This window comes from Streptacidiphilus sp. EB103A (assembly GCF_041261405.1).
Taxonomy (GTDB): Bacteria; Actinomycetota; Actinomycetes; order Streptomycetales; family Streptomycetaceae; genus Streptacidiphilus.
Map to the genome: position 1 here is coordinate 81,152 of NZ_JBGCAQ010000003.1, position 20,033 is coordinate 101,184.

Genomic DNA, 20,033 nt, shown 5'->3' on the forward strand with positions numbered 1-20,033 from the left:
GAGGGCGACAATCCGGCCACGTCGGGTGACGAGGCGGACGGCGAGGGGCGCAGGCGAGCGCGGAGGGTTACGGGAACCTTGGCATGCGCCCCCGTCGTGCGCCTGTACGCCGTCCGCGCGGACGGCGTGTCAGGTCCGGGTCAGAGCGCCGCCTCGACGGCCTGGTCCACGGTCGTGTGGGTGAACCGGAACCCCGCGTCCAGCAGCCTGGCGGGGACCGTACGGTGGCTGCCCACCACCTCCACCGCCATCTCGCCCAGCACCAGCTTCAGCGCGAACTCGGGAACGGCGGCCAGGGTCGGGCGGTGCATCACCCGGCCCATCGCGGCGGTCACCTCCCGGTTGGTCACCGGATCCGGGGCGCACAGATTGAACGGGCCGCTCAGTGTCTCGGTGTCGACCAGGAAGCGCAGGGCGGCCACCTCGTCGTGCATGGAGATGTAGCTCCAGTACTGCCGACCGTTGCCCAGCCGGCCGCCGAGGCCGTACCTGAACAGCGGGAACAGCCTTCCCCAGGCGCCGCCGTCGCCGGACACCACCAGGCCGGTCCTGGCGTGCGCCACCCGGATGCCGGCCGCCTCGGCCGGGGCGGTGGCCTGTTCCCACTCCACGCAGACCCGGGCCAGGTAGTCGCCGCCCGCGGGTGCGGTCTCGTCGATGATCCGGTCGCCGGTCTGCCCGTAGTAGCCCACCGCCGATCCGCTGACCAGCACCTTCGGTGGCTGCTCCAGGCCGGCCACGGCCTCGGCGATGGTCCCGGTCCCCAGCAGCCGGCTCTCGTGGATCTCCCGCTTGTAGGCCGCGGTCCAGCGGTGGTCGGCGATCCCGGCCCCGGCCAGGTGCACCACCGCGTCCAGCGGCGCGCCGTCGGCGCCCTTCCCCAGGGCGGCGCGGTCGATCTCGCGCAGCCGGGGGTTCCAGCGGACCTCGGTACTGCCGTCCGGCCGCGGGGCGGGTGTGCGGCGCACCAGGCGGACGACCTGGTGACCGTCGCCGAGCAGGGAGCGGACGAGTGCGGACCCGATGAGGCCGGTCGAGCCGGTGACGGCGATGCGCATGGAGCCATCCTGGCAGGGCGTCGTAGTGACGTGCTGGAGGGGCAGGGTCCATGTCGGACGGCGAGTGCGGACCGTCGTTGGCTGGTCGCGCAGTTCCCCGCGCCCCTAGCTGGTGCAACTGGGCCAGTTGCAGAACCTCAGGGGCGCGAGGCTCTGCCTGATCAACTGCGCGCGCGACCAACCATGCGCACGCCGCACCAAAGAACCCCGCTACCCGCCGAACCTGTCCCACAGCCGGGGGAAACGTTCCTCCATGATCCGGGCGTCGTCGAAGTCGAAGGACCGTCCGGTCGGCTTTCCCGACTTGGACCTGATCCCGAGGTCGGGCAGCGGAAGCCCGGTCAGCTGCTCGTGTGCCCGGTCCGCGGCGTCGCCGAGCTCCTCGGCGTCGCCGTCCTCCTCGTCGTCGAAGTCGGGGACCAGGTCCGCCAGCTCGTCCGGATCCGCGAGCGCGCCCTCGAAGACCTCGCGGCCCTGGCCGATCAGCCAGCAGCAGAAGAAGTCGAAGGCGTCGTCACTCGCCCCTCCCAGCAGCAGATCCGCCGCTCCCCACACGTCCCAGCGCCAGGCCCGCACCATGCGGGCCTCGAACAGCCTGGCGAAGTCGATCACCTCGTCCGGCGTGCGCTCCACCAGCCGCTCGACCAGCAGGTCCGCGTGCTCCACCGGGTCGCCCTGAGCTCCCTCACGGGTCTCGTCGATCAACTGCCAGAAGTCCGTCTCGTCCATAGCCCTGATCCTCGCAGGTCTCCGGAGACGCCGCTGCCCCCGTCCGCCGAAGCGGGGACGGGGGCAGCGGCGTCGAAGGGTCAGAGCCCGAGGTCGCCCTCGAACGCGCCTTCCTCCAGGCGGGCCTTGACGGTACCCAGGAAGCGGGCGGCGTCGGCGCCGTCGACCACGCGGTGGTCGTAGGACAGGGCCAGGTAGACCATGTCGCGGACGGCGATGGTCTCGCCGAGCTCCGGCGTGGTGACGACCACGGCGCGCTTGACCGTCGCGCCGATGCCCAGGATCGCGACCTGCGGCGGCGTGAAGATCGGGGTGTCGAACAGGGCGCCGCGCGAGCCGGTGTTGGTGACGGTGAAGGTGCCGCCGGACAGCTCGTCCGGCTTGACCTTGTTGTCCCGGGTGCGGGCGGCCAGGTCGGCGGTCTTCTTGGCGATGCCGGCGATGTTGAGGTCGCCCGCGTCGTGGATGACCGGGACCATCAGGCCACGCTCGGTGTCCACCGCGATGCCCACGTGCTCGGCGGCGTGGTAGGTGATCGTGCCCTCGGCGTCGTTGACGGTCGAGTTGACGATCGGGTTGGACTTGAGCGCCTCGGCGGCGGCCTTCACGAAGAAGGGCATCGGCGAGAGCTTGACGCCCTCACGGGCGGCGAAGCCGTTCTTGGCCTGCGCGCGAAGGCGCATCACCTTGGTGACGTCGACCTCGACGACCGTGGTGAGCTGCGCGGTGGTCTGCAGCGCCTTCAGCATGTTGTCGGCGATGACCTTGCGCATGCGGGTCATCTTGACGGTCTGACCGCGCAGCGGGGAGGCCTCGGCGACGGTCGCCGGAGCCTTGGCCGCAGCCGGGGCGGCGGACGCGGCAGCGGCTGCGGCACGGGCGGCCTCCGCGGCGGCGAGCACGTCCTGCTTGCGGATCCGGCCGCCGACGCCGGTGCCCTGGACCGAGCTGAGGCTGATGCCCTGCTCGGAGGCCAGCTTGCGGACCAGCGGGGTGACGTAGGCGTCGCCGCCGTCGGCCGGGGCCGCGGCGGGAGCCGCCGGAGCGACCGGGGCGGCCACGACCGGCGCGGGGGCGGCGACGGGCGCCGGGGCAGCCGCGACCGGCGCCGGGGGAGCGACCGGGGCGGGCGGGGCGACGGGGGCCGGGGGAGCGACCGGGGCCGGCGCTGGGGCGGCGACCGGGGCCGGGGCGGCCGGAGCAGCCGGGGCGGGGGCGGCAGCGCCGGGAGCCCCGATGACGGCCAGTTCGGCGCCGACCTCGACGGTCTCGTCCTCGCCGACGGAGATCTTCAGCAGGACACCGGAGACCGGGGCCGGGATCTCGGTGTCGACCTTGTCGGTGGAGACCTCCAGCAGCGGCTCGTCGGCCTCGACGGTGTCGCCCTCGGCCTTGAGCCAGCGGGTGACGGTGCCCTCGGTCACGCTCTCGCCCAGGGCGGGGAGCAGGACCGGGGTGCCGGCCACGGCGGCCGGGGCGGCAACGGGGGCGGCCGGCGCGGCGACGGGCGCCGGAGCGGCGGCCACCGGGGCCGGGGCCGCCGGAGCCGCGGGGGCCTCGACAGCGGCGGGGGCGGGCGCGGGAGCGCCGGTGCCGTCGTCGATGATCGCCAGTTCGGCGCCGACCTCGACGGTCTCGTCCTCGCCGACCTTGATCGAGGCCAGGATGCCGGAGGCGGGCGCCGGGATCTCGGTGTCGACCTTGTCGGTGGAGACCTCGAGCAGCGGCTCGTCGGCCTCGACGCGCTCACCCTCGGCCTTGAGCCAGCGGGTGACGGTGCCCTCGGTCACGCTCTCGCCGAGAGCGGGCAGTGTTACTGAGACTGCCATGAGTTCAGGTACTCCTACTTGGTGCGTGCGGATGGATGGCGGCGTAACCGGGGAGGTCAGTCGTGATTGTGCAGGGGCTTTCCGGCGAGCGCCAGGTGCGCCTCGCCGAGAGCCTCGTTCTGGGTCGGGTGCGCGTGGATCAGCTGGGCGACCTCGGAGGGCAGGGCCTCCCAGTTGTAGATCAGCTGTGCTTCGCCGACCTGCTCGCCCATGCGCTCGCCGACCATGTGGACGCCGACCACGGCGCCGTCCTTGACCTGGACCAGCTTGATCTCGCCGGCCGTCTTGAGGATCCGGCTCTTGCCGTTGCCGGCCAGGTTGAACTTGGCGGTGACGACCTTGTCGTCGCCGTAGAGCTCCTTGGCCTTGGCCTCGGTGATGCCGACGGAGGCGACCTCGGGGTTGCAGTAGGTCACCCGCGGCACACCGTCGTAGTCGATCGGGACGACCTTGAGGCCGGCCAGCCGCTCCGCGACGAGGATGCCCTCGGCGAAGCCGACGTGCGCCAGCTGCAGGGTCGGCACCAGGTCGCCGACGGCGGAGATGGTGGGGACGTTGGTCCGCATGTACTCGTCGACGAGGACGTAGCCGCGGTCCGTGGCGACTCCGGCCTCCTCGTAGCCGAGGTTCTGCGAGACCGGGCCGCGGCCGACGGCGACGAGCAGCAGCTCGGCCTCGATCTGCTTGCCGTTCTCCAGCGAGGCCCGGACACCCGTCTCGGTGTACTCGACGCCGGCGAAGCGGGCGCCCAGCTCGAACTTGATGCCGCGCTTGCGGAAGGCGCGCTCCAGCAGCTTGGAGGAGTTCTCGTCCTCCAGCGGAGCCAGGTGCGGCAGCGCCTCGATGATGGTGACCTCGGCCCCGAAGGACTTCCAGACCGACGCGAACTCGACGCCGATGACGCCGCCGCCGAGCACTATCACCGACTGCGGCACGCGGTCCAGGGTGAGCGCGTGGTCCGAGGAGATGATCCGGTTGCCGTCGATGGCCAGGCCCGGCAGCGACTTCGGCACGGAGCCGGTCGCCAGGACGATGTGGCGGCCGGTGTAGCGCTCGCCGTTCACGTCCACCGAGGTGGGGGAGGAGAGGCGGCCCTCACCGGTCACGTAGGTGATCTTGCGGCTGGCCACCAGGCCCTGCAGGCCCTTGTAGAGGCCGCTGACGACGCCGTCCTTGTAGGCGTGGACGCCGTTGATGTCGATGCCCTCGAAGCTGGCCTTCACGCCGAAGCCCGCGCTCTCGCGGGTCTGGTCGGCGACCTCACCGGCGTGCAGCAGCGCCTTGGTGGGGATACATCCCTGGTGGAGGCAGGTGCCACCGAGCTTGTTCTTCTCGATCAGGGCGACCTGGAGTCCAAGCTGGGCCGCCCGCAGCGCCGCGGCGTATCCACCGCTTCCGCCTCCGAGAATGACTACGTCGAAAACGGTGCTGGCGTCGTTCGCCACGTCACGTCCTCCATGCAAAGGGTGCGGATCGTCCCGGTCGGTCGCCGGCCGGGGAGCGGTACTCCCTTGTGGGGAGACCAGTCGTGCCGGAAATACATCTTCGCACTTGTTTCCTGTGCTCGATGTCCGGGGTTGCCCTGTGGACGCGGCGCGTACGTGGTTGCGCTCATGGCGAACGCCGGAGCGTCCAGTTCTGTCGACGCTGAGTCAACGTAACTGGACGCTCCGGCGTCACGGTGTGCTGAGGGTCACGCGACCTACAGGTCGCCCTCGGCGGCCTGCTCGGCGAGCTGGACCAGGGTGCGCACCGCGGAGCCGGTACCGCCCTTGGGGGTGTAGCCGTACGGGGCGCCCTCGTGGAAGGCGGGGCCCGCGATGTCGAGGTGCGCCCAGGCGGTGCCCTCGCTGACGAACTCCTGCAGGAACAGGCCGGCCACCAGGCCGCCGCCCATCCGCTCGCCCATGTTGGCGATGTCGGCGGTCGGCGAGTCCATGCCCTTGCGCAGCTCGGCCGGCAGCGGCATCGGCCAGGACTGCTCGCCCGCGGCGGTCGCCGCGGCGAACACCTTGTCGCGGAAGCCGTCCTGATTGGCCATGATGCCGAAGGTGCGGCCGCCCAGCGCCATCACCATGGCGCCGGTCAGGGTCGCCACGTCCACGATCGCGTCCGGCTTCTCCTCGCCCGCGCGGACGATCGCGTCGGCGAGGACCAGCCGGCCCTCGGCGTCGGTGTTGAGGACCTCGACGGTCTTGCCGCCGTACATCTTCAGCACGTCGCCCGGACGGGTCGCCGAGCCCGAGGGCATGTTCTCGGCGAGCGCCAGCCAGCCGGTGACATTGACCTGCAGGCCCAGACGGGCGGCCGAGACCACCGCGGCGAACACGGCGGCGGCGCCGGACATGTCGCACTTCATGGTCTCGTTGTGGCCGGCAGGCTTGAGCGAGATGCCGCCGGAGTCGTAGGTGATGCCCTTGCCGACAAAGGCGAGGGTCTGCTTGGCCTTGGGGTGCGTGTAGGCGACCTTGACCAGGCGCGGCGGACGGGCCGAGCCGACGCCGACGCCGAGGATGCCGCCGAAGCCGCCCTTGGCGAGCGCCTTCTCGTCCAGAACCTCGACCTTGAGGCCGTGCTCCTTGCCGGCGGCGGTGACGATGTCGGCGAAGGACTTGGGGAACAGGTCGTTGGGAGGGGTGTTGATGAGGTCGCGGGTGCGGTTCATCTCCTCGGCGAGCACGGTGGCGCGCTCGACCGCGGCCTTGGCCGCCTTGTCCGCGCGCTTGCCGCCGACCAGGGCGATCTCGCCGAGCGGGGCCTTGCCGGCGGCCTTGGCCGCGTCGCCGCGGAAGGCGGTGAAGGCGTAGGCGCCGAGGAGCGCTCCCAGGGCGACGGCCTCGACCGAGGCGGCGTCGCCGACGGGCAGCGCGAAGGCGGCCTTCTTGGAGCCGTGCAGAGTACGGGCGGCGGTGCCCGCGGCGCGGCGCAGCGCCTCGGCGTCGAAACCGCCGTCCTCGGCGGTCTCGCCCAGGCCCACGACCAGGACCAGCGAGGCCTTGACGCCGGCGGGGGCGGGGAGCTTCACGGCCTCACCCTCGGCGCCGGTGGCGCCCAGGGTGCCGAGAACGTCGGCCAGCTTGCCGTCGAACGCCTCGTCGACCGTCTCGGCGCCCGGGGCCAGCACGAGGCCCTTGGGACCCTTGGCCACGGCCACGACGACGGCGTCCGCGCGCAGCGCGTTGGCCGCGGAGGTGCTCAGAGACACTGAAGTCACGTAATGCGTCCTGTTCTGTATGCGGTCCTCGGCACACGGTCCATGGCACGCGGTCCATGGTCCGGGACTACTGAGGAGGGCGAGGGTGAGGGGTTGCTGGTTGTCCAGACCGCAAGCGGCCTGTCCAGCATGGTAGTCCGCATGGTGGAATGTTGTGCCCATCATGCCGAGGTCAGTCACCCCGGCTTGTGGTGACAGCATCTCAGACTGCCCCTCCGGTGCTGCGTCAGGCTGCGGCGAAGAGGCTCCAGACCACCAGCGCGGCTGTGGCCGCCGTCTCCACCATGGCACCCAGGACGTCACCGGTGATGCCGCCGAAGCGGCGGACGCAGTGCGCCAACAGCAGTGCGGCACAGGCGAGTCCGCAGGCCAGGGCGAGCAGCGCGCCCACCGCGAGCCGCAGCCCGGCCGCGTCGGCGCCGCCCGCCGCCCAGCCGCCGACGCCCAGCGCGGTCATCACGGCCGCCCCGGCGAGCAGGGCGAATGCCGGTGTCACCGTTCCGGCGACGGTCGCGCCCAGGCCGTCGGGGCGTGCCGAAGGGGTGCCCTCCAGGCAGCCCCTGAGCAGGGCCGCCCGCCCGGTGGTGGAGGCCAGCACCACGCCGAACGCCCCCAGTCGGCCCGAGACGGTGAACGCCTGGGCGAGTGCGGCCACTTGGGTGAACAGCACCAGCACCAGCACCAGCACGCCGAAGGGGCCGATGTCCGACGCTTTCATGATCGCCAGGGCGGCGGCGGCCGGCTTGTTGCTGCCGAGGCCGTCGGCGACGTCGGCGAGGCCGTCCAGGTGCAGGCCCCGGGTGAGCGCGGCCAGGGCGGCCACGCAGGCGACGGCGGCGAGCAGCGGACCGCCGTGCAGCCGCTGCAGCCCGCCGCCGAGCAGCGCGGCCAGCCCTCCCAGCACCACGCCGACCAGCGGCGCGCACAGCATGGCCCGCCCCGCCGTCGGCCGGTCCCAGCGGTGCACCCGCACCGGCAGCACCGAGAGGGTGCCGAAGGCGAAGCGCAGGCCGGCCGTCACACCGCGGCCTCGTCCTGGTCCGTTGCCTCGTCCTGGTCCGTGGGCTCGGCGGGTTCCACCGGCGCGAGCGGGAGTTCCGCCAGCAGCACCGAGGCGGCCTGCAGCACCGGCAGCGCCATCAGCGCGCCGAGGCCCTCGCCGAGCGCGACCCGCTGCTCCAGCAGCGGCTCCACGCTCATCCGCTCATAGGCTTTGGCCTGGGCCGGCTCCCCGGTGGCCTGCCCGGCCCGCCACCACTCGGGCGCGCGGAACGCGATCCGCTGCGCCACCAGCGCACAGGCCGCCGACACCACGCCGTCCAGCACCACCGGGGTCCGCCGCAGCGCCGACTGCAGCAGGAAGCCGGTCATCGCGGCGAAGTCCGCGCCGCCGGTCGCCGTCAGCAGGTCGAGCTGGTCGCCGAGGACCGGACGGGCCCGGCGCAGCGAGTCGCGGACCGCCGCGCACTTCACCATCCACACCCGGTCGTCGATGCCGGACCCGCGCCCGGTGACGGCGGCGGCGTCGGTCCCGCACAGCGCGCCGACCAGGACCGCGGCCACCGTGGTGGAGCCGACGCCGATGTCGCCCAGCAGCACCAGGTCGGTGCCCTCGTCGGCCTCCTCGTCGGCGACGGCCATCCCGGCCCGGAACGCGGCCTCGGTCTGCTCCCGGGTCAGTGCGTTCTCGATGTCGATCCGGCCCGAGCCCCGGCGGACCCGGTGCCGGACCACCTCGGCGGGGAACTCCTCCGGGTGGGCGTCGACGGCCATGTCCACCACCCGCACCCGGGCTCCGAACTGCTCGGCGAGCAGGCTGACCGGCGCGGTGCCGTCCAGCACCGCGCGCAACCGGCGGGCGGTGCTGCCGGCGGGCAGGGCGGACACGCCCAGCGCGGCCACTCCGTGGTCGGCGGCGAACAGCACCGCCTTGGCCCGGCGCACCGGGGCCGGCGGGCACGCGGCCTGTACGGCGGCCAGCCAGCCGCCCAGCTCCTGCAGGGTGCCCAGCGAGCCGCGGGGCAGGCCGAGCGCGCGGTAGCGCTCCTCGGCCGCCTGCCGGTACTCGTCGTCGGGGCGCGCCACCAGCGCGGAGAACTCGTCGAGGTCGAAGGTACTCACCGGCGGAACGTTACCGTTCCGACGGCTCAGGACGCAGGGTCCAGTCGTAGCGCCCGACCGGCGACGACCAGCAGGACCTCGTCGGAGGCGGCGGCGACGGCGGCGTTCAGCCGTCCCAGCTCGTCCCGGAACCGCCGCCCGGACGCGGTGGCGGGGACGACCCCGCTGCCGACCTCGTTGCTGACCGCGACCACCCGGCGCGGTGAGCAGCGCCAGGCCGCGACCAGTCCGGCGGTACGGGACCGCAGTTCGGCCTCGCCGCCGGCCGCCCAGGCCGCGTCGTTCCAGGCGTCGCAGTCGTCCATGGCGGCGGTGAGCCACAGCGACAGGCAGTCCACCAGCAGCGGAGCGGGATGACGCGCCGTCAGCAGCGGTTCCAGGTCGCAGGTCTCGGCGGTACTCCAGGAGGCGGGGCGCCGCTCCTGGTGCAGCGCCACCCGCTGCGCCCACTCCGCGTCCCCGTCCCGCAGGCCTCCGGTGGCGACGTAGAGCACGTCCTGACGGTCGCTCAGCATCCGCTCGGCCGTGACCGACTTGCCGGAGCGCGCGCCGCCGAGGACCAGGGTGCGCTGCGGGGCGGGAGCGGCGGGGCCGAACTCGATCCCGACCCGGCGGTGACCGTCCTGCTTACGTTCCGCGTAGATCCGCACAAACCCGCCCCTTGCTCTGGACTTCAGGTGTGACCAGCGTAAACACCGGATTTGGAGTTGTGTCGACCGGCTGCGATGTTGGTATTTCGGACCCACCCCTCGGAAGGGGATCAGCATGAATGTCCGCAGGATCGCTTCGCCGTCCCAGGACCGCGCCGACGCGGTGTCCGGGGTGCCGACCGTGATCGACCTCTACACCGGCAGCCTCCCGACGGAGCGGGCACTGGTCGCGCCGACCTCGGCGCCGCTGCACGGGCGGGCCGTCATCGGTGACGACGGGACCGCCGTCTACACCTCCGTCCCCGGCTTCGCCGGCCGCGACTCCTTCGGCTACCGCTTCACCGATGAACGCGGCCACAGCTCCCGGGTCACCGTCGCGGTCCAGGTGGCCCCGGATGGCGATCCTGAAGTCGCTGAGCCCGAAGCCGGAGATCCGGCACTGGCTTACGCGGCCTGACGGACTGGGTAACCTGCGCAGGAACGAGAAGTCCCGGCGGAAGGAGCCCCAGCATGGTGTGGACGTGGCGTTTTGAGAAGGCCGACGGCTCGGTGACGGCCTCGGCCAACGGCACGGAGGAGTTCCCCACCCAGGGCGATGCCGAGTCGTGGATCGGGGAGAGCTACAAGGACCTGCTCGGCGAGGGGATCGACCAGGCGGTGCTGCTGGAGGACGGCGAGAAGATCTACGGGCCGATGAGCCTGCACCCGTCCTGAGCGGGCCGCCCGCTTCGGCACCGCGTCCGCCCGGCTGCTCGGGGCCAGGCGGACACGGTGACGTCACAGGCGGCGTCAGAGGCGGTGTCGGTCAGGGACGGGACTTGGGCGAGTTCGCCGCGGTCCGCGCCGGGTCGAACTCGGCGACCGGGGCCAGCACGGCGTCCATCCGCTTCAGCAGTTCGGCGTCCAGCTTCACCCCGGCGGCCCTGACGTTCTCGGTGACCTGCTCCGGACGGGAGGCCCCGATGATCGCCGCGGACACATTCGGGTTCTGCAGCACCCAGGCGACCGACAGCTGGGCCAGCGAGAGCCCGGCCTCCTCCGCCAGCGGGCGGAGCTGCTGCACCCGCTCCAGCACGTCGTCCCTGAGGTAGCGGGTGACGAAGTTGGAGCCGTTGGCGTCGGTGGCGCGCGAGCCCTCGGGAACCGGCCGCCCGGGCAGGTACTTGCCCGTCAGCACGCCCTGGGCGATGGGCGAGAAGACGATCTGACCCAGGCCCAGCTCGGTGCAGGCGGGGACGACCTCGGCCTCGATGACCCGCCACAGCGCGGAGTACTGCGGCTGGTTGGAGACCAGCGGGATCCGCAGCTCCTGGGCCAGCGCGTGCGCCGCGCGGATCTGCTCGGCGGTCCACTCGGACACGCCGATGTAGTGGGCCTTGCCCGAGCGCACCACGTCGGCGAAGGCCGTCATGGTCTCCTCCAGCGGGGTGCTGGTGTCGTAGCGGTGGGTCTGGTAGAGGTCGACGTAGTCGGTCTGCAGGCGGCGGAGCGAGCCGTTGATCGACTCCATGATGTGCTTGCGGCCCAGGCCGCGGTCGTTGCGGCCGGGACCGGTCGGCCAGTAGACCTTGGTGAGGATCTCCAGGCCCTCGCGCCGCTCGCCCTTCAGCGCCCGGCCGAGGACGGCCTCGGCCCGGGTCTCGGCGTAGACGTCGGCGGTGTCGAAGGTGGTGATCCCGGTGTCCAGGGCGGCCCGGACGCAGGCGACGGCCGCGTCCTCCTCCACCTGGGAGCCGTGGGTGAGCCAGTTGCCGTAGGCGATCTCACTGATGATCAGGCCGCTGCGGCCGAGATGACGAAACTCCATGCGGCTGACCCTACCCCCGGTGATCAACCGGGTCGGGTACCCACCAGATGGAGCAACGCCGCCACGGAGCGGTAGGGGTCGGTGCGCCCGGCCCGCTCCTCGGCGTCCAGCAGCTGGGCCAGCTGCCGCCCGTCGACCGGCGGGCCGACATGGTCGGGCGTCTGGTCGGTGAACACCCGCACGCCGTACCAGCGGCGCAGCGGGACCACGATCTCGGACAGGGTCCGGGTCAGCGGCTCCAGCCGGTCGGCGCGGGTGGCCAGGCCGAGGCGGTTGGTGTACCTGTCGGTGCCGAAGGCCTCGATCGCCCCGCCCCAGTCCCCGGCGCAGCCGGGCCGCATGGCCAGCGCGTCACCGTTGCGGACCACCACGGACAGCATGCCGCCCGGAGCGAGCACCCGGGCCAGCGAGGCCAGCATCGGCTCCGCCTCGGGCATGTACATCAGCACCCCGTGGCAGAGCACCACGTCGAAGGTGCCGGGGCCGAACCAGCGACCGCAGTCGCCGCCCTCGCCGGTCAGCAGGCTGATCCGCTGCTGCACCTGGTGCGGCTCGGCGCCGATGGCGTTCTGGGCGGCCCCCAGCGTCACCGCGTCCGGGTCGAGCCCGGTGACCAGGTGGCCGGCCCGGGCGAGGCGCACCACCTGGGTGGCCTGGCCGCAGCCGACGTCCAGCACCCGCAGCGGCCGTGCCTCGGCGGCGCCGTTGCCGAAGAAGTGCTCGGTGATCTGCTCGGCCAGCTGCCTGGCGACCAGTTCCTGGCGCACGATGTTCCGCAGCCCGGCCAGCCCGGCCAGCCAGGACTCGGCGCCACCGTCAAAGCCGGCCTGCCGCTGCTCGGGCATGCGGCCCCGGTGGGCATAGGCCTCGATCAGGGCTTCTGCCCTCGCTTGACCTGGGGCTTGGGCAGCCGCAGCCGGCGCATCTGCAGGGTGCGCATCAGCGCGTACGGCACCGCGCCCTTGGTGTTCTTCTCCGGGAAGCGCGTGGCGAGCTGCTTGCGCAGACCGAACGAGAGGATGAAGGAGTGCACCACGATCAGCCCGATGATGAGCACCCAGAGCACCAGCGAGATCGCGGTCAGCGCGGGGCTGCGCATCACACTGAGCAGCAGGATGATCACGGCGAACGGCAGGAACCACTCCGCCGCCGTCATCCGGGAGTCCACGTAGTCGCGGGCGAAGCGCCGCACCGGGCCCTTGTCGCGGGGCGGCAGCGCCGACTCGTCGCCGTTCAGCAGCGCGGCGCGCTGCCGCTCGCGGGCGGAGCGGTCGCGGCTGCGGGCGTCCTTGGCGGCCTCCTTGCGGTCCTTGGGCACATAGGCGCGGCCGCGGCGGTTGGCCTCGGCCTCACTGCGCTTGGGCGTGGGGCGGCCCTTGGGCGCTTGCGCGTCGGGGCGGTCGGCGGCGTCAGACTTCTCGAGCGTGACGGCGTCGGCGGGGGCATCCTGGGAGCTTCGTCGGAACACAGGGTAAGAGTACGTGGTCAGCCGGTGTAATCCCTAGCCCTGCTGGGCAGTCCGCTGCCGCGACGGCCCCCGTGCCGCCTCCGGGACCCTGCTCCTGCCTGCGGTCGAGGCGACACCTGGCGGTATCCCTCGCACGGATGACGCCGCTTCGGTGTTGCTGTAGCACTCTTGTTGCAGGCCGGTGCGCTGCGGTGAACGCCCCGCGCCCCGTAGTCTTGGGTACGAGAACCGGCAGGCCGGAGAAGGGGGCGCGCGAGGCCCATGAGCGACGGAATTATGAGGCGGATGTCGATGATCTTCCGCGCCAAGGCCAACAAGGCCTTGGACCGTGCGGAGGACCCACGGGAGACACTCGACTACTCGTACCAGAAGCAGCTCGAACTGCTGCAGAAGGTGCGTCGTGGGGTGGCGGATGTGGCGACGTCCCGCAAGCGCCTGGAGCTCCAGCTCCAGCAGCTCCAGAAGCAGTCCTCCACGCTGGAGGAGCAGGGCCGCAAGGCGCTCTCCCTCGGTCGCGAGGACCTGGCCCGTGAGGCGCTCACCCGCCGTTCCGGGATCCAGCAGCAGGTCGCCGACCTGGAGACGCAGTACCAGGCCCTGCAGGGCGAGGAGGAGAAGCTCACGCTCGCCTCCCAGCGGCTGCAGTCCAAGGTCGACGCCTTCAGGACCAAGAAGGAGACCATCAAGGCCACCTACACGGCCGCGCAGGCGCAGACCCGTATCGCCGAGTCCTTCTCCGGTATCTCGGAGGAGATGGGCGACGTCGGCCTGGCGATCCAGCGGGCCGAGGACAAGACGGCGCAGATGCAGGCGCGGGCCGGAGCGATCGACGAGCTGCTCGCCTCGGGCGCGCTCGACGACCCGACCGGGATGCGCAAGGACGACATCACGGCCGAGCTGGAGCGGATGTCCAGCGGTTCGGATGTCGAGCTGGAGCTCGCCAGGATGAAGGCCGAGCTGTCCGGCGGCAGTGCCGAGCCGACCCCCGCCATCGAGCAGGGGCAGAAGCCGGCCACGCCTCAGGACCAGCCGCGCTTCGACAAGTAAGGGAGAGTCTCATGATCGTCAGGATCATGGGGGAGGGCCAGTTCGAGGTCCCGGACAGCCTGGTGGACCGGCTCAACGAGCTGGACAACGCCGTGCTCGCCGCTCTCGACACGGTCGACCGGGCCGACTTCAAGGTCAGCCTGGCCGCCCTGCTCGCCGCCGTCCGCGCCGCCGGCACGCCGGTCGCGGACGACGTCCTGGTCCCCTCGGACGCCACCCTGCCGTTCGAGGACGCCACCGTCGAAGAGGTCAAGGCACTGCTGCACGACGACGGGCTCATCCCCGGGTAACAGGCACATAGCAGGAGGGGCACCCCGGTCGGGGTGCCCCTCCTGCGTTGTGATGTGGGGTTACGGCAGGGCCAGCATCTGGTCCAGTGCCGCCTTGGCGTGCTTCTCGGTCTCCGGGTCGACCGTGATCACATTGGGGACCCGGCCCTCGACCAGCGACTCCAGGGTCCAGACCAGGTGCGGCAGGTCGATCCGGTTCATCGTCGAGCAGAAGCAGACGGTGCGGTCCAGGAACACCACCTCCTTGTCCGGGTGCGCCTTGGCCAGCCGGCGGACCAGGTTCAGTTCGGTGCCGACGGCCCACTTGCTGCCGGGCTCGGCGGCGTCCAGGGCCCTGATGATGTACTCGGTCGAGCCCACCAGGTCGGCGGCCTCGACGACCTCGTGCTTGCACTCGGGGTGCACCAGCACGGTGACCCCGGGGACGCGCTCGCGGACCTCGTTCACCGAGTCCAGCGAGAAGCGGCCGTGGACCGAGCAGTGGCCGCGCCAGAGGATCATCTTCGCCGCCCGCAGCTGCTCGGGGGTGAGCCCGCCGCCCGGCTTGTGCGGGTTGTAGACGACGCAGTCGTCGGGGCTGAAGCCCAGCTCGCGCACGGCGGTGTTGCGGCCCAGGTGCTGGTCCGGCAGGAACAGCACCTTCTCTCCCTGCTCGAAGGCCCACTCCAGGGCCCGCTTGGCGTTGGACGAGGTGCAGATGGTGCCGCCGTTCCGACCGGTGAAGGCCTTGATGTCGGCGGAGGAGTTCATGTAGGCGACCGGGACGACGGTGTCGGCGATGCCCGCGTCGGTGAGCACGTCCCAGCACTCGGCGACCTGCTCGGCGGTGGCCATGTCGGCCATGGAGCAGCCGGCCGCCAGGTCCGGGAGGATGACCTGCTGGGCGGCGCTGGTGAGGATGTCGGCGCTCTCGGCCATGAAGTGCACGCCGCAGAAGACGATGTACTCGGCCTCGGGCTTGTTCGCGGCGTCGCGGGCCAGCTTGAAGGAGTCGCCGGTGACGTCGGCGAACTCGATGACCTCGTCGCGCTGGTAGTGGTGGCCGAGGATGAACACCCGGTCGCCGAGGGCGGCCTTGGCGGCCCGGGCGCGGGCGACCAGGTCGGGGTCGGAGGCGGCGGGGAGGTCGCCGGGGCAGTCGACGCCGCGCTCGCTGGCGGTGTCGGCCTCGCGGCCGAGCAGCAGCAGGGCCAGCGGGGTGGGCGCGGGCTCTTGGTACGTACTACCGGTGGTGGTCACGGGCGGACTGCCCTCCTGTGGGGGAGGGGCAGCGGTCGCCCCACCCTTTTCGTCTTTCTGACGTTATCTATCATAACGCGCTTGCGCCACGGTGACGACGGGCGCTGTGGGAGTGTGACGTACACCGCTCTGTGCGAGGGTCGCAGGTGGGGGCCATCGGAGAGCCAGGGGAAGGGTATGCGTAGGTGAGCGTCAGGTCGACCGGCGTCGGTGCGGGAGTGCAGCGGATGGTGCGCAGGGAGCGCACCGAGGAGCACCGGGCGTCCACCCCGCTGGAGTGCTTCTTCGACCTCTGCTTCGTGGTCGCGGTGGCCCAGGCGGGCTCACAGCTGGCCCATGCCGTCGCGGCGGGACACGGCTGGAACGCGCTGCCGCACTACCTGCTGGTGTTCTTCGGGATCTGGTGGGCCTGGATGAACTTCACCTGGTTCGCCTCGGCCTACGACAACGACGACGTCGCCTACCGGGTGGCGACCTTCGTCCAGATCACCGGCGCGCTGGTGTTCGCGGCCGGGGTGCCCCGGATGTTCGAGAGCCGGATCGCGGTCGCCGTACTCGGCTTCGTGGTGATGCGGACGGTGATGATCACCCAGTGGCTGCGGGTGGCCTCGGCGTCGAGCGGCCCCGAACGGTCGATGGCGCTGCGCTACGCCGGCGGTGTCGCGCTCTGCCAGAGCCTCTGGGTGGTGGCGGTCTTCCTGCCGCACCGGGTGCAGGTCTGGGCGGTGCTCCCGGTCGTCGTGCTGGAGATGCTGGTCCCGCTGTTCGCCGAGCGGCGGTACCCGACCACCTGGCACCCGGAGCACATCTCCGAGCGCTACGGCCTGTTCACCCTGATCGTGCTGGGCGAGACGGTCTCGGCGGCCACCGTCGCGGTGCAGTCCGGGGTGAACGGGCACGACGACCTCGGGAAGGTGCTGCCGATCGCCGCCGGCGGCCTGCTGATCTGCTTCTCGGCCTGGTGGATCTACTTCGCCCGGCCGATCCACGGCTATCTCCGGTCCAACCGGCAGGCGTTCGTCTGGGGCTACGGCCACTACGTCGTGTTCCTCAGCGCGGCCGGGATCGGGGCCGGTCTCGAAGTGGCGGTCGAGCACGCCGTCGGCGCGTCGCACCTCTCGGCGACCGGGGCCGCCGCGGTGGTGACCGGGCCGACCGCGCTCTTCCTGTTCACCGTGTGGGTGATCCACTCCCGGCACAGCAAGCACGGCGCGGCCCAGATGCTGCTGCTGCCGGTCGGGGCGCTGGCGGTGCTGGCGGCCACCTTCCTCGGCGGCGCCGCGGCGGTGCTGGCGGCCGGGGTGGTCTGCGCGGCCACGACTGCGGCCGGCGTCCTGCTCCACCTGCGGGAAGCCGGGGCCGGGCAGGCGGGTTGAGTCCGGCCGCTGGTGTGCTAATCCTGTACGCGTGCCCGCACCGCTGAACACCGCCGCCGCCCGCCTGGACGAGACCGACCGCAAGGTCCTGGAAGTGCTGAGCCGGGACGGGCGCGCCAGCTACGCGGAGATCGGGCTGCTGGTCAACCTGTCCGCGACGGCCGTCAAGCGGCGGGTGGACCGGCTCCGGGAGCGCGGGGTGGTCCGCGGCTTCACCGTGGTGCTGGACCCGAGCTCGCTGGAATGGCGCACCGAGGCCTTCGTCGAGGTCTACTGCCGGGAGCGGACCTCCCCGGAGGAGATCCTGGCCTCATTGCGGCAGTTCCCCGAGGTGGTCGCCGCCTGGACGGTCACCGGGGACGCCGATGCGCTGGTGCACCTCCGCGCGGCGGACACGGGGCACCTGGAGGCGGTGATCGAGCGGATCCGCCGGGAGCGCGGGGTGCAGCGGAGCCGCAGCCAGGTGGTGCTCAGCCGGCTGATCGGCTGACCCGCCGTAGGTGGCTTGTCGCGCACGCAGTTAATTCAACACAGCCCCGTGCCCCTAATGGGGCTGCAACTGACCGCTGAGGGTAAGTTGCACCCCCCAGGGGCGCGGGGAACTGCGCGACAAGCCAGGCAGGTGCCGCGGGCTTCCTGCGCGGTGGGGCGCGGACGCGCAGGAATGCTGCGTGGGGCGGTGGGTTCCGACATGCCGGGTGGGACTGCCGCTGCCTAGGGTTGGTCACGACCTGAGCCCGCCCTGAGAGGACCCTCCCGTGACGCAGCGCATGCACCGGTACGACGCCAGGACGGTCGACCTGGTCTTCGACTACATGCGGGAGCGGCTGCAGTACGACCCGGTGCCGCTGGACCACCCGGGTGACGGCGAGCGGCTCGGTACGGTGCTGGACGGGCTGCTGAGCCCTGGCGGAAACGATCCTGCGGATGTGCTGAAGCTCTACGACCACGAGCTGTCGCGCGCCGTGATCTCAGCTGACAGTCCCCGTTATCTGTCATTCATTCCCTGTGCGCCCACCAAGGCCGCGCTGCTGTTCGACATGGTGGTCTCCTGCGCCTCGCTGCAGGGCATCTCCTGGCTGGAGGCCGCGGGCGCGATCGCCGCCGAGAACCAGGTGCTGCGGCTGATCTCCGACCGGGCCGGGCTGCCCGCGTCGGCCGGCGGCTGCTTCGTCTCCGGCGGTTCGGCCGGGAATCTGTCGGCCCTGGTGGTGGCCCGGGACACGGCCAGGCGCCGGCTCGGGGTCGGCGTAGGCGCCCGGCTGCGGGTCGCCGTCAGTGACCAGACCCACTCCTCGGTCACCAACACGCTCAACATCATCGGCGTGGAGAAGCTGGTGGTGCCGACCGCCGACCACCGCCTCACCGGTGCCGCGCTGCGCGCGGCCCTCGCCGCCGACGACGACCCGGCGTCGGTCATCGCCGTGGTCGGCACGGCCGGCACCACCAACGCCGGAATCGTCGACGACCTGGCCGGACTCGCCGAGGTGGCCCGCGCGTACGACCTCTGGTTCCACGTCGACGGCGCCTATGGCGGGGCCGGCCTCTTCGCCCCGTCGGTCCGGGCCAAGTACGACGGCATCGAGCACGCCGACTCCTTCGTGGTGGACCCGCACAAGTGGCTGTTCGCGCCGTTCGACTGCGCGGCGCTGATCTACCGCGACCCGCGCCCGGCCAAGGCCGTGCACACCCAGGACGCCTCCTACCTGGACGTGCTGCACACCGGCGACCACGAGCAGGAGTGGAACCCCACCGACTACGCCTACCACCTCACCCGCAGGGCCCGCGGCCTGCCGCTGTGGTTCTCGCTCGCGGTGCACGGCACCGACGCCTACAGCGAGGCGATCGAGACCGGCATCGCGCTGGCCAGGGACACCGCCGCGCTGATCCGCGCCGAGTACCCGCACCTGGAGGTCGTCCGCGAGCCCGAGCTCTCCTGCCTGGTCTACCGGCGCCGGGGCTGGCAGGCCGCCGACTACTACGCCTGGTCCGAGCGGCTGCTCGCGGACCAGGTGGGCTTCGTCACACCGACCGGCTGGGAGGGCGAGGTGGTCTCCCGGTTCGCCTTCCTGCACCCCGGCACCACCATGGCGATGGTCAGGGAGATGCTGGACACCATGGGCTGACCGGCTCCCGGTGACGGGCGGTCGCGTCAGAGGTAGGCGCCCGACGGCAGGTACGGGGCCGGCGGGCGCATTCCCCGCAGGGCGAGATAGCCGCGGTTGTGCAGGGTGAGGCCGCCGGCCAGGCCGACGGCCACGGCCCAGTCCTGCTCGGCGGTGGCGTTGGCGATCCGCGCCTCGGTCCCGGCCGGGATCCGGGCCAGCGCCTCGATCAGCAGCCGCGAGGCGAGGCGGCGCGAGGTCGCCGCGAGCAGCACGATCCGCCCCTCCCTGCGGTAGCAGTAGCCGCTGCCGCTGAGGGTGTCGACGACCAGCAGTTCGTCGCTGGTGCGCAGCAGCACCGGGTGGTCCGGGCCGTGCGCCCCGCCCCTGGTGCGGCGGTCCACCGAGTCCAGCAGCGCCAGGTGCGAGGCGTCGCCCAGGTGCACCGGGATGCCGCCGGGGTCGGGCAGCGCGGTCCGGTCGACCTGGCCGGTCAGCTCCATCGTCGGGTGCAATTTGAACCCCGCCGCCTGGTAGCGGCGGGCGGCCCGTGGATCGCGGGAGACGGCGATGACGCCGCGCAGGCACCCCCGGCCGTAGGCGACGGCATGGTCCAGCAGCAGCCGTCCCACCCCCTTGCCCTGCGCCTCCGGGACCACGCAGAACAGCGACAGCCCCCACAGGCCCTCGCGGCGCAGGGCCAGCGCGGTGCCGATCGGCCTGCCGTCCTCCTCGGCGAGCCAGCAGCCGCCGGGATCGGTGACGGCGAGATGCCGGGCGCGGATGTCGTCGAGCGCGATACGCGCCGGTGTCGGCTCTCTCGGCTCCTCGCCGAGGCTGCGTTGCAGGCCGGCGAAGGCCGCGGTGGTCACCGCACGGACGGCTGCGGCGTCGGAGGCGCTGTCACGGACCGGGCGCAGGAGCATGCCCCCAGTCTCTCCCCGGATCGGCGCTGGAGGGGACGGTTCCGGCCGGGTCCGCCGCGCGGTGTGCGAGCATGGAGGTGCCCCTACCACTTGGGGTACCACTTGGGCGCATTCCCCGGAATACTTCGGGGGCGCCGCCGGTTTGCCGCTGGTAGCAGCAGTACGTCGTCAAAA

The 20,033-nt window shown here is 72.2% G+C and carries 19 protein-coding genes and 1 pseudogene; 7 read left to right on the plus strand and 13 right to left on the minus strand.

What is annotated here, in order from left to right; all coding sequences use genetic code 11:
• Nucleotides 1–140: 140 nt before the first annotated feature.
• The 8 genes and pseudogenes from ABH941_RS05555 to cobU form a co-directional block, all read right to left on the minus strand.
• Nucleotides 141–1,058: a TIGR01777 family oxidoreductase gene (locus ABH941_RS05555; RefSeq protein WP_370127449.1), complete on the minus strand. Its 918-nt coding sequence runs from the start codon at nucleotides 1,056–1,058 to the stop codon at nucleotides 141–143.
• A 210-nt stretch (nucleotides 1,059–1,268) separates the two neighbouring features.
• Nucleotides 1,269–1,787 carry a DUF4240 domain-containing protein gene (locus ABH941_RS05560; RefSeq protein ID WP_370127450.1) on the minus strand — a complete coding sequence of 173 codons (519 nt, stop codon included), beginning with the start codon at nucleotides 1,785–1,787 and terminating at the stop codon, nucleotides 1,269–1,271.
• An 80-nt stretch (nucleotides 1,788–1,867) separates the two neighbouring features.
• On the minus strand, nucleotides 1,868–3,616 hold the full coding sequence (sucB, locus tag ABH941_RS05565) for a 2-oxoglutarate dehydrogenase, E2 component, dihydrolipoamide succinyltransferase (RefSeq protein ID WP_370127451.1): 1,749 nt from the start codon (nucleotides 3,614–3,616) through the stop codon (nucleotides 1,868–1,870).
• Between the two features lie 56 nt (nucleotides 3,617–3,672).
• Nucleotides 3,673–5,061 carry a dihydrolipoyl dehydrogenase gene (lpdA, locus tag ABH941_RS05570; protein WP_370127452.1) on the minus strand — a complete coding sequence of 463 codons (1,389 nt, stop codon included), beginning with the start codon at nucleotides 5,059–5,061 and terminating at the stop codon, nucleotides 3,673–3,675.
• Nucleotides 5,062–5,318: 257 nt separating this feature from the next.
• Nucleotides 5,319–6,830: a leucyl aminopeptidase gene (locus ABH941_RS05575; protein ID WP_370127453.1), complete on the minus strand. Its 1,512-nt coding sequence runs from the start codon at nucleotides 6,828–6,830 to the stop codon at nucleotides 5,319–5,321.
• A 226-nt stretch (nucleotides 6,831–7,056) separates the two neighbouring features.
• Nucleotides 7,057–7,851 (minus strand): adenosylcobinamide-GDP ribazoletransferase, encoded by a 795-nt coding sequence (locus ABH941_RS05580; RefSeq protein ID WP_370127454.1) that lies wholly within the window; start codon nucleotides 7,849–7,851, stop codon nucleotides 7,057–7,059.
• Nucleotides 7,848–8,951 carry a nicotinate-nucleotide--dimethylbenzimidazole phosphoribosyltransferase gene (cobT, locus tag ABH941_RS05585; protein ID WP_370127455.1) on the minus strand — a complete coding sequence of 368 codons (1,104 nt, stop codon included), beginning with the start codon at nucleotides 8,949–8,951 and terminating at the stop codon, nucleotides 7,848–7,850. Before cobT ends, ABH941_RS05580 begins: the two co-directional genes overlap by 4 nt.
• 26 nt (nucleotides 8,952–8,977) lie before the next feature.
• Nucleotides 8,978–9,526: pseudogene (cobU, locus tag ABH941_RS05590) on the minus strand (bifunctional adenosylcobinamide kinase/adenosylcobinamide-phosphate guanylyltransferase); the annotation flags it as partial.
• Between the two features lie 190 nt (nucleotides 9,527–9,716).
• On the opposite strand from cobU, the gene ABH941_RS05595 reads away from it, so the two are divergent.
• Complete coding sequence (locus tag ABH941_RS05595) at nucleotides 9,717–10,058, plus strand: Ig-like domain-containing protein (protein WP_370127456.1); 342 nt, start codon at nucleotides 9,717–9,719, stop codon at nucleotides 10,056–10,058.
• A 53-nt stretch (nucleotides 10,059–10,111) separates the two neighbouring features.
• The gene (locus ABH941_RS05600; RefSeq protein ID WP_134010219.1) at nucleotides 10,112–10,315 is read left to right on the plus strand and encodes a hypothetical protein; all 204 of its coding nucleotides are present in this window, start codon (nucleotides 10,112–10,114) and stop codon (nucleotides 10,313–10,315) included.
• 91 nt (nucleotides 10,316–10,406) lie between these two features.
• Here ABH941_RS05600 and ABH941_RS05605 read toward each other — a convergent pair whose 3' ends face one another.
• Genes ABH941_RS05605 through ABH941_RS05615 form a run of 3 tightly spaced genes read right to left on the minus strand, consistent with a single transcriptional unit; the run spans nucleotide 10,407 to nucleotide 12,876 of the window.
• Entirely contained in the window at nucleotides 10,407–11,408 is a 1,002-nt protein-coding gene (locus ABH941_RS05605; RefSeq protein ID WP_370127457.1) for an aldo/keto reductase family protein, read from the minus strand.
• A 23-nt stretch (nucleotides 11,409–11,431) separates the two neighbouring features.
• Complete coding sequence (locus ABH941_RS05610) at nucleotides 11,432–12,253, minus strand: class I SAM-dependent methyltransferase (RefSeq protein ID WP_370127458.1); 822 nt, start codon at nucleotides 12,251–12,253, stop codon at nucleotides 11,432–11,434.
• 26 nt (nucleotides 12,254–12,279) lie between these two features.
• The gene (locus ABH941_RS05615) at nucleotides 12,280–12,876 is read right to left on the minus strand and encodes a DUF3043 domain-containing protein (RefSeq protein ID WP_370127459.1); all 597 of its coding nucleotides are present in this window, start codon (nucleotides 12,874–12,876) and stop codon (nucleotides 12,280–12,282) included.
• Nucleotides 12,877–13,152: 276 nt separating this feature from the next.
• On the opposite strand from ABH941_RS05615, the gene ABH941_RS05620 reads away from it, so the two are divergent.
• Nucleotides 13,153–13,923: a PspA/IM30 family protein gene (locus ABH941_RS05620; protein WP_134011135.1), complete on the plus strand. Its 771-nt coding sequence runs from the start codon at nucleotides 13,153–13,155 to the stop codon at nucleotides 13,921–13,923.
• Between the two features lie 11 nt (nucleotides 13,924–13,934).
• Complete coding sequence (locus ABH941_RS05625; RefSeq protein ID WP_134010227.1) at nucleotides 13,935–14,213, plus strand: hypothetical protein; 279 nt, start codon at nucleotides 13,935–13,937, stop codon at nucleotides 14,211–14,213.
• Between the two features lie 60 nt (nucleotides 14,214–14,273).
• Here ABH941_RS05625 and nadA read toward each other — a convergent pair whose 3' ends face one another.
• Complete coding sequence (gene nadA, locus ABH941_RS05630) at nucleotides 14,274–15,452, minus strand: quinolinate synthase NadA (RefSeq protein WP_370127460.1); 1,179 nt, start codon at nucleotides 15,450–15,452, stop codon at nucleotides 14,274–14,276.
• A gap of 227 nt (nucleotides 15,453–15,679) precedes the next feature.
• Between nadA and ABH941_RS05635 the strand changes: the two genes are divergently transcribed.
• From ABH941_RS05635 to ABH941_RS05645, 3 genes are all read left to right on the plus strand, one after another.
• Nucleotides 15,680–16,828: a low temperature requirement protein A gene (locus ABH941_RS05635; protein WP_370127749.1), complete on the plus strand. Its 1,149-nt coding sequence runs from the start codon at nucleotides 15,680–15,682 to the stop codon at nucleotides 16,826–16,828.
• A 31-nt stretch (nucleotides 16,829–16,859) separates the two neighbouring features.
• A complete protein-coding gene (locus tag ABH941_RS05640) occupies nucleotides 16,860–17,318 on the plus strand; it encodes an Lrp/AsnC family transcriptional regulator (protein ID WP_370127461.1) in 459 nt (152 codons plus the stop codon).
• 268 nt (nucleotides 17,319–17,586) lie between these two features.
• Nucleotides 17,587–18,954, plus strand: a complete 1,368-nt coding sequence (locus tag ABH941_RS05645) for an aspartate aminotransferase family protein (RefSeq protein ID WP_370127462.1) — start codon at nucleotides 17,587–17,589, stop codon at nucleotides 18,952–18,954.
• 26 nt (nucleotides 18,955–18,980) lie between these two features.
• Here the strand turns inward: ABH941_RS05645 and ABH941_RS05650 are convergent, their stop codons facing one another.
• A complete protein-coding gene (locus tag ABH941_RS05650) occupies nucleotides 18,981–19,859 on the minus strand; it encodes a GNAT family N-acetyltransferase (protein WP_370127463.1) in 879 nt (292 codons plus the stop codon).
• Between the last annotated feature and the right edge of the window lie 174 nt (nucleotides 19,860–20,033).

What these genes read in the sequence shown, in the direction of transcription:
- sucB (WP_370127451.1), bottom strand. Translation starts at nt 3,616, where the DNA reads ATGGCAGTCTCAGTAACACTGCCCGCTCTCGGCGAGAGCGTGACCGAG.
- ABH941_RS05625 (WP_134010227.1), top strand. Translation starts at nt 13,935, where the DNA reads ATGATCGTCAGGATCATGGGGGAGGGCCAGTTCGAGGTCCCGGACAGC.
- ABH941_RS05595 (WP_370127456.1), top strand. Translation starts at nt 9,717, where the DNA reads ATGAATGTCCGCAGGATCGCTTCGCCGTCCCAGGACCGCGCCGACGCG.
- ABH941_RS05605 (WP_370127457.1), bottom strand. Translation starts at nt 11,408, where the DNA reads ATGGAGTTTCGTCATCTCGGCCGCAGCGGCCTGATCATCAGTGAGATC.
- ABH941_RS05620 (WP_134011135.1), top strand. Translation starts at nt 13,153, where the DNA reads ATGAGGCGGATGTCGATGATCTTCCGCGCCAAGGCCAACAAGGCCTTG.
- ABH941_RS05610 (WP_370127458.1), bottom strand. Translation starts at nt 12,253, where the DNA reads ATGCCCGAGCAGCGGCAGGCCGGCTTTGACGGTGGCGCCGAGTCCTGG.
- ABH941_RS05600 (WP_134010219.1), top strand. Translation starts at nt 10,112, where the DNA reads ATGGTGTGGACGTGGCGTTTTGAGAAGGCCGACGGCTCGGTGACGGCC.
- ABH941_RS05635 (WP_370127749.1), top strand. Translation starts at nt 15,680, where the DNA reads ATGGTGCGCAGGGAGCGCACCGAGGAGCACCGGGCGTCCACCCCGCTG.
- ABH941_RS05555 (WP_370127449.1), bottom strand. Translation starts at nt 1,058, where the DNA reads ATGCGCATCGCCGTCACCGGCTCGACCGGCCTCATCGGGTCCGCACTC.
- ABH941_RS05560 (WP_370127450.1), bottom strand. Translation starts at nt 1,787, where the DNA reads ATGGACGAGACGGACTTCTGGCAGTTGATCGACGAGACCCGTGAGGGA.
- ABH941_RS05650 (WP_370127463.1), bottom strand. Translation starts at nt 19,859, where the DNA reads ATGCTCCTGCGCCCGGTCCGTGACAGCGCCTCCGACGCCGCAGCCGTC.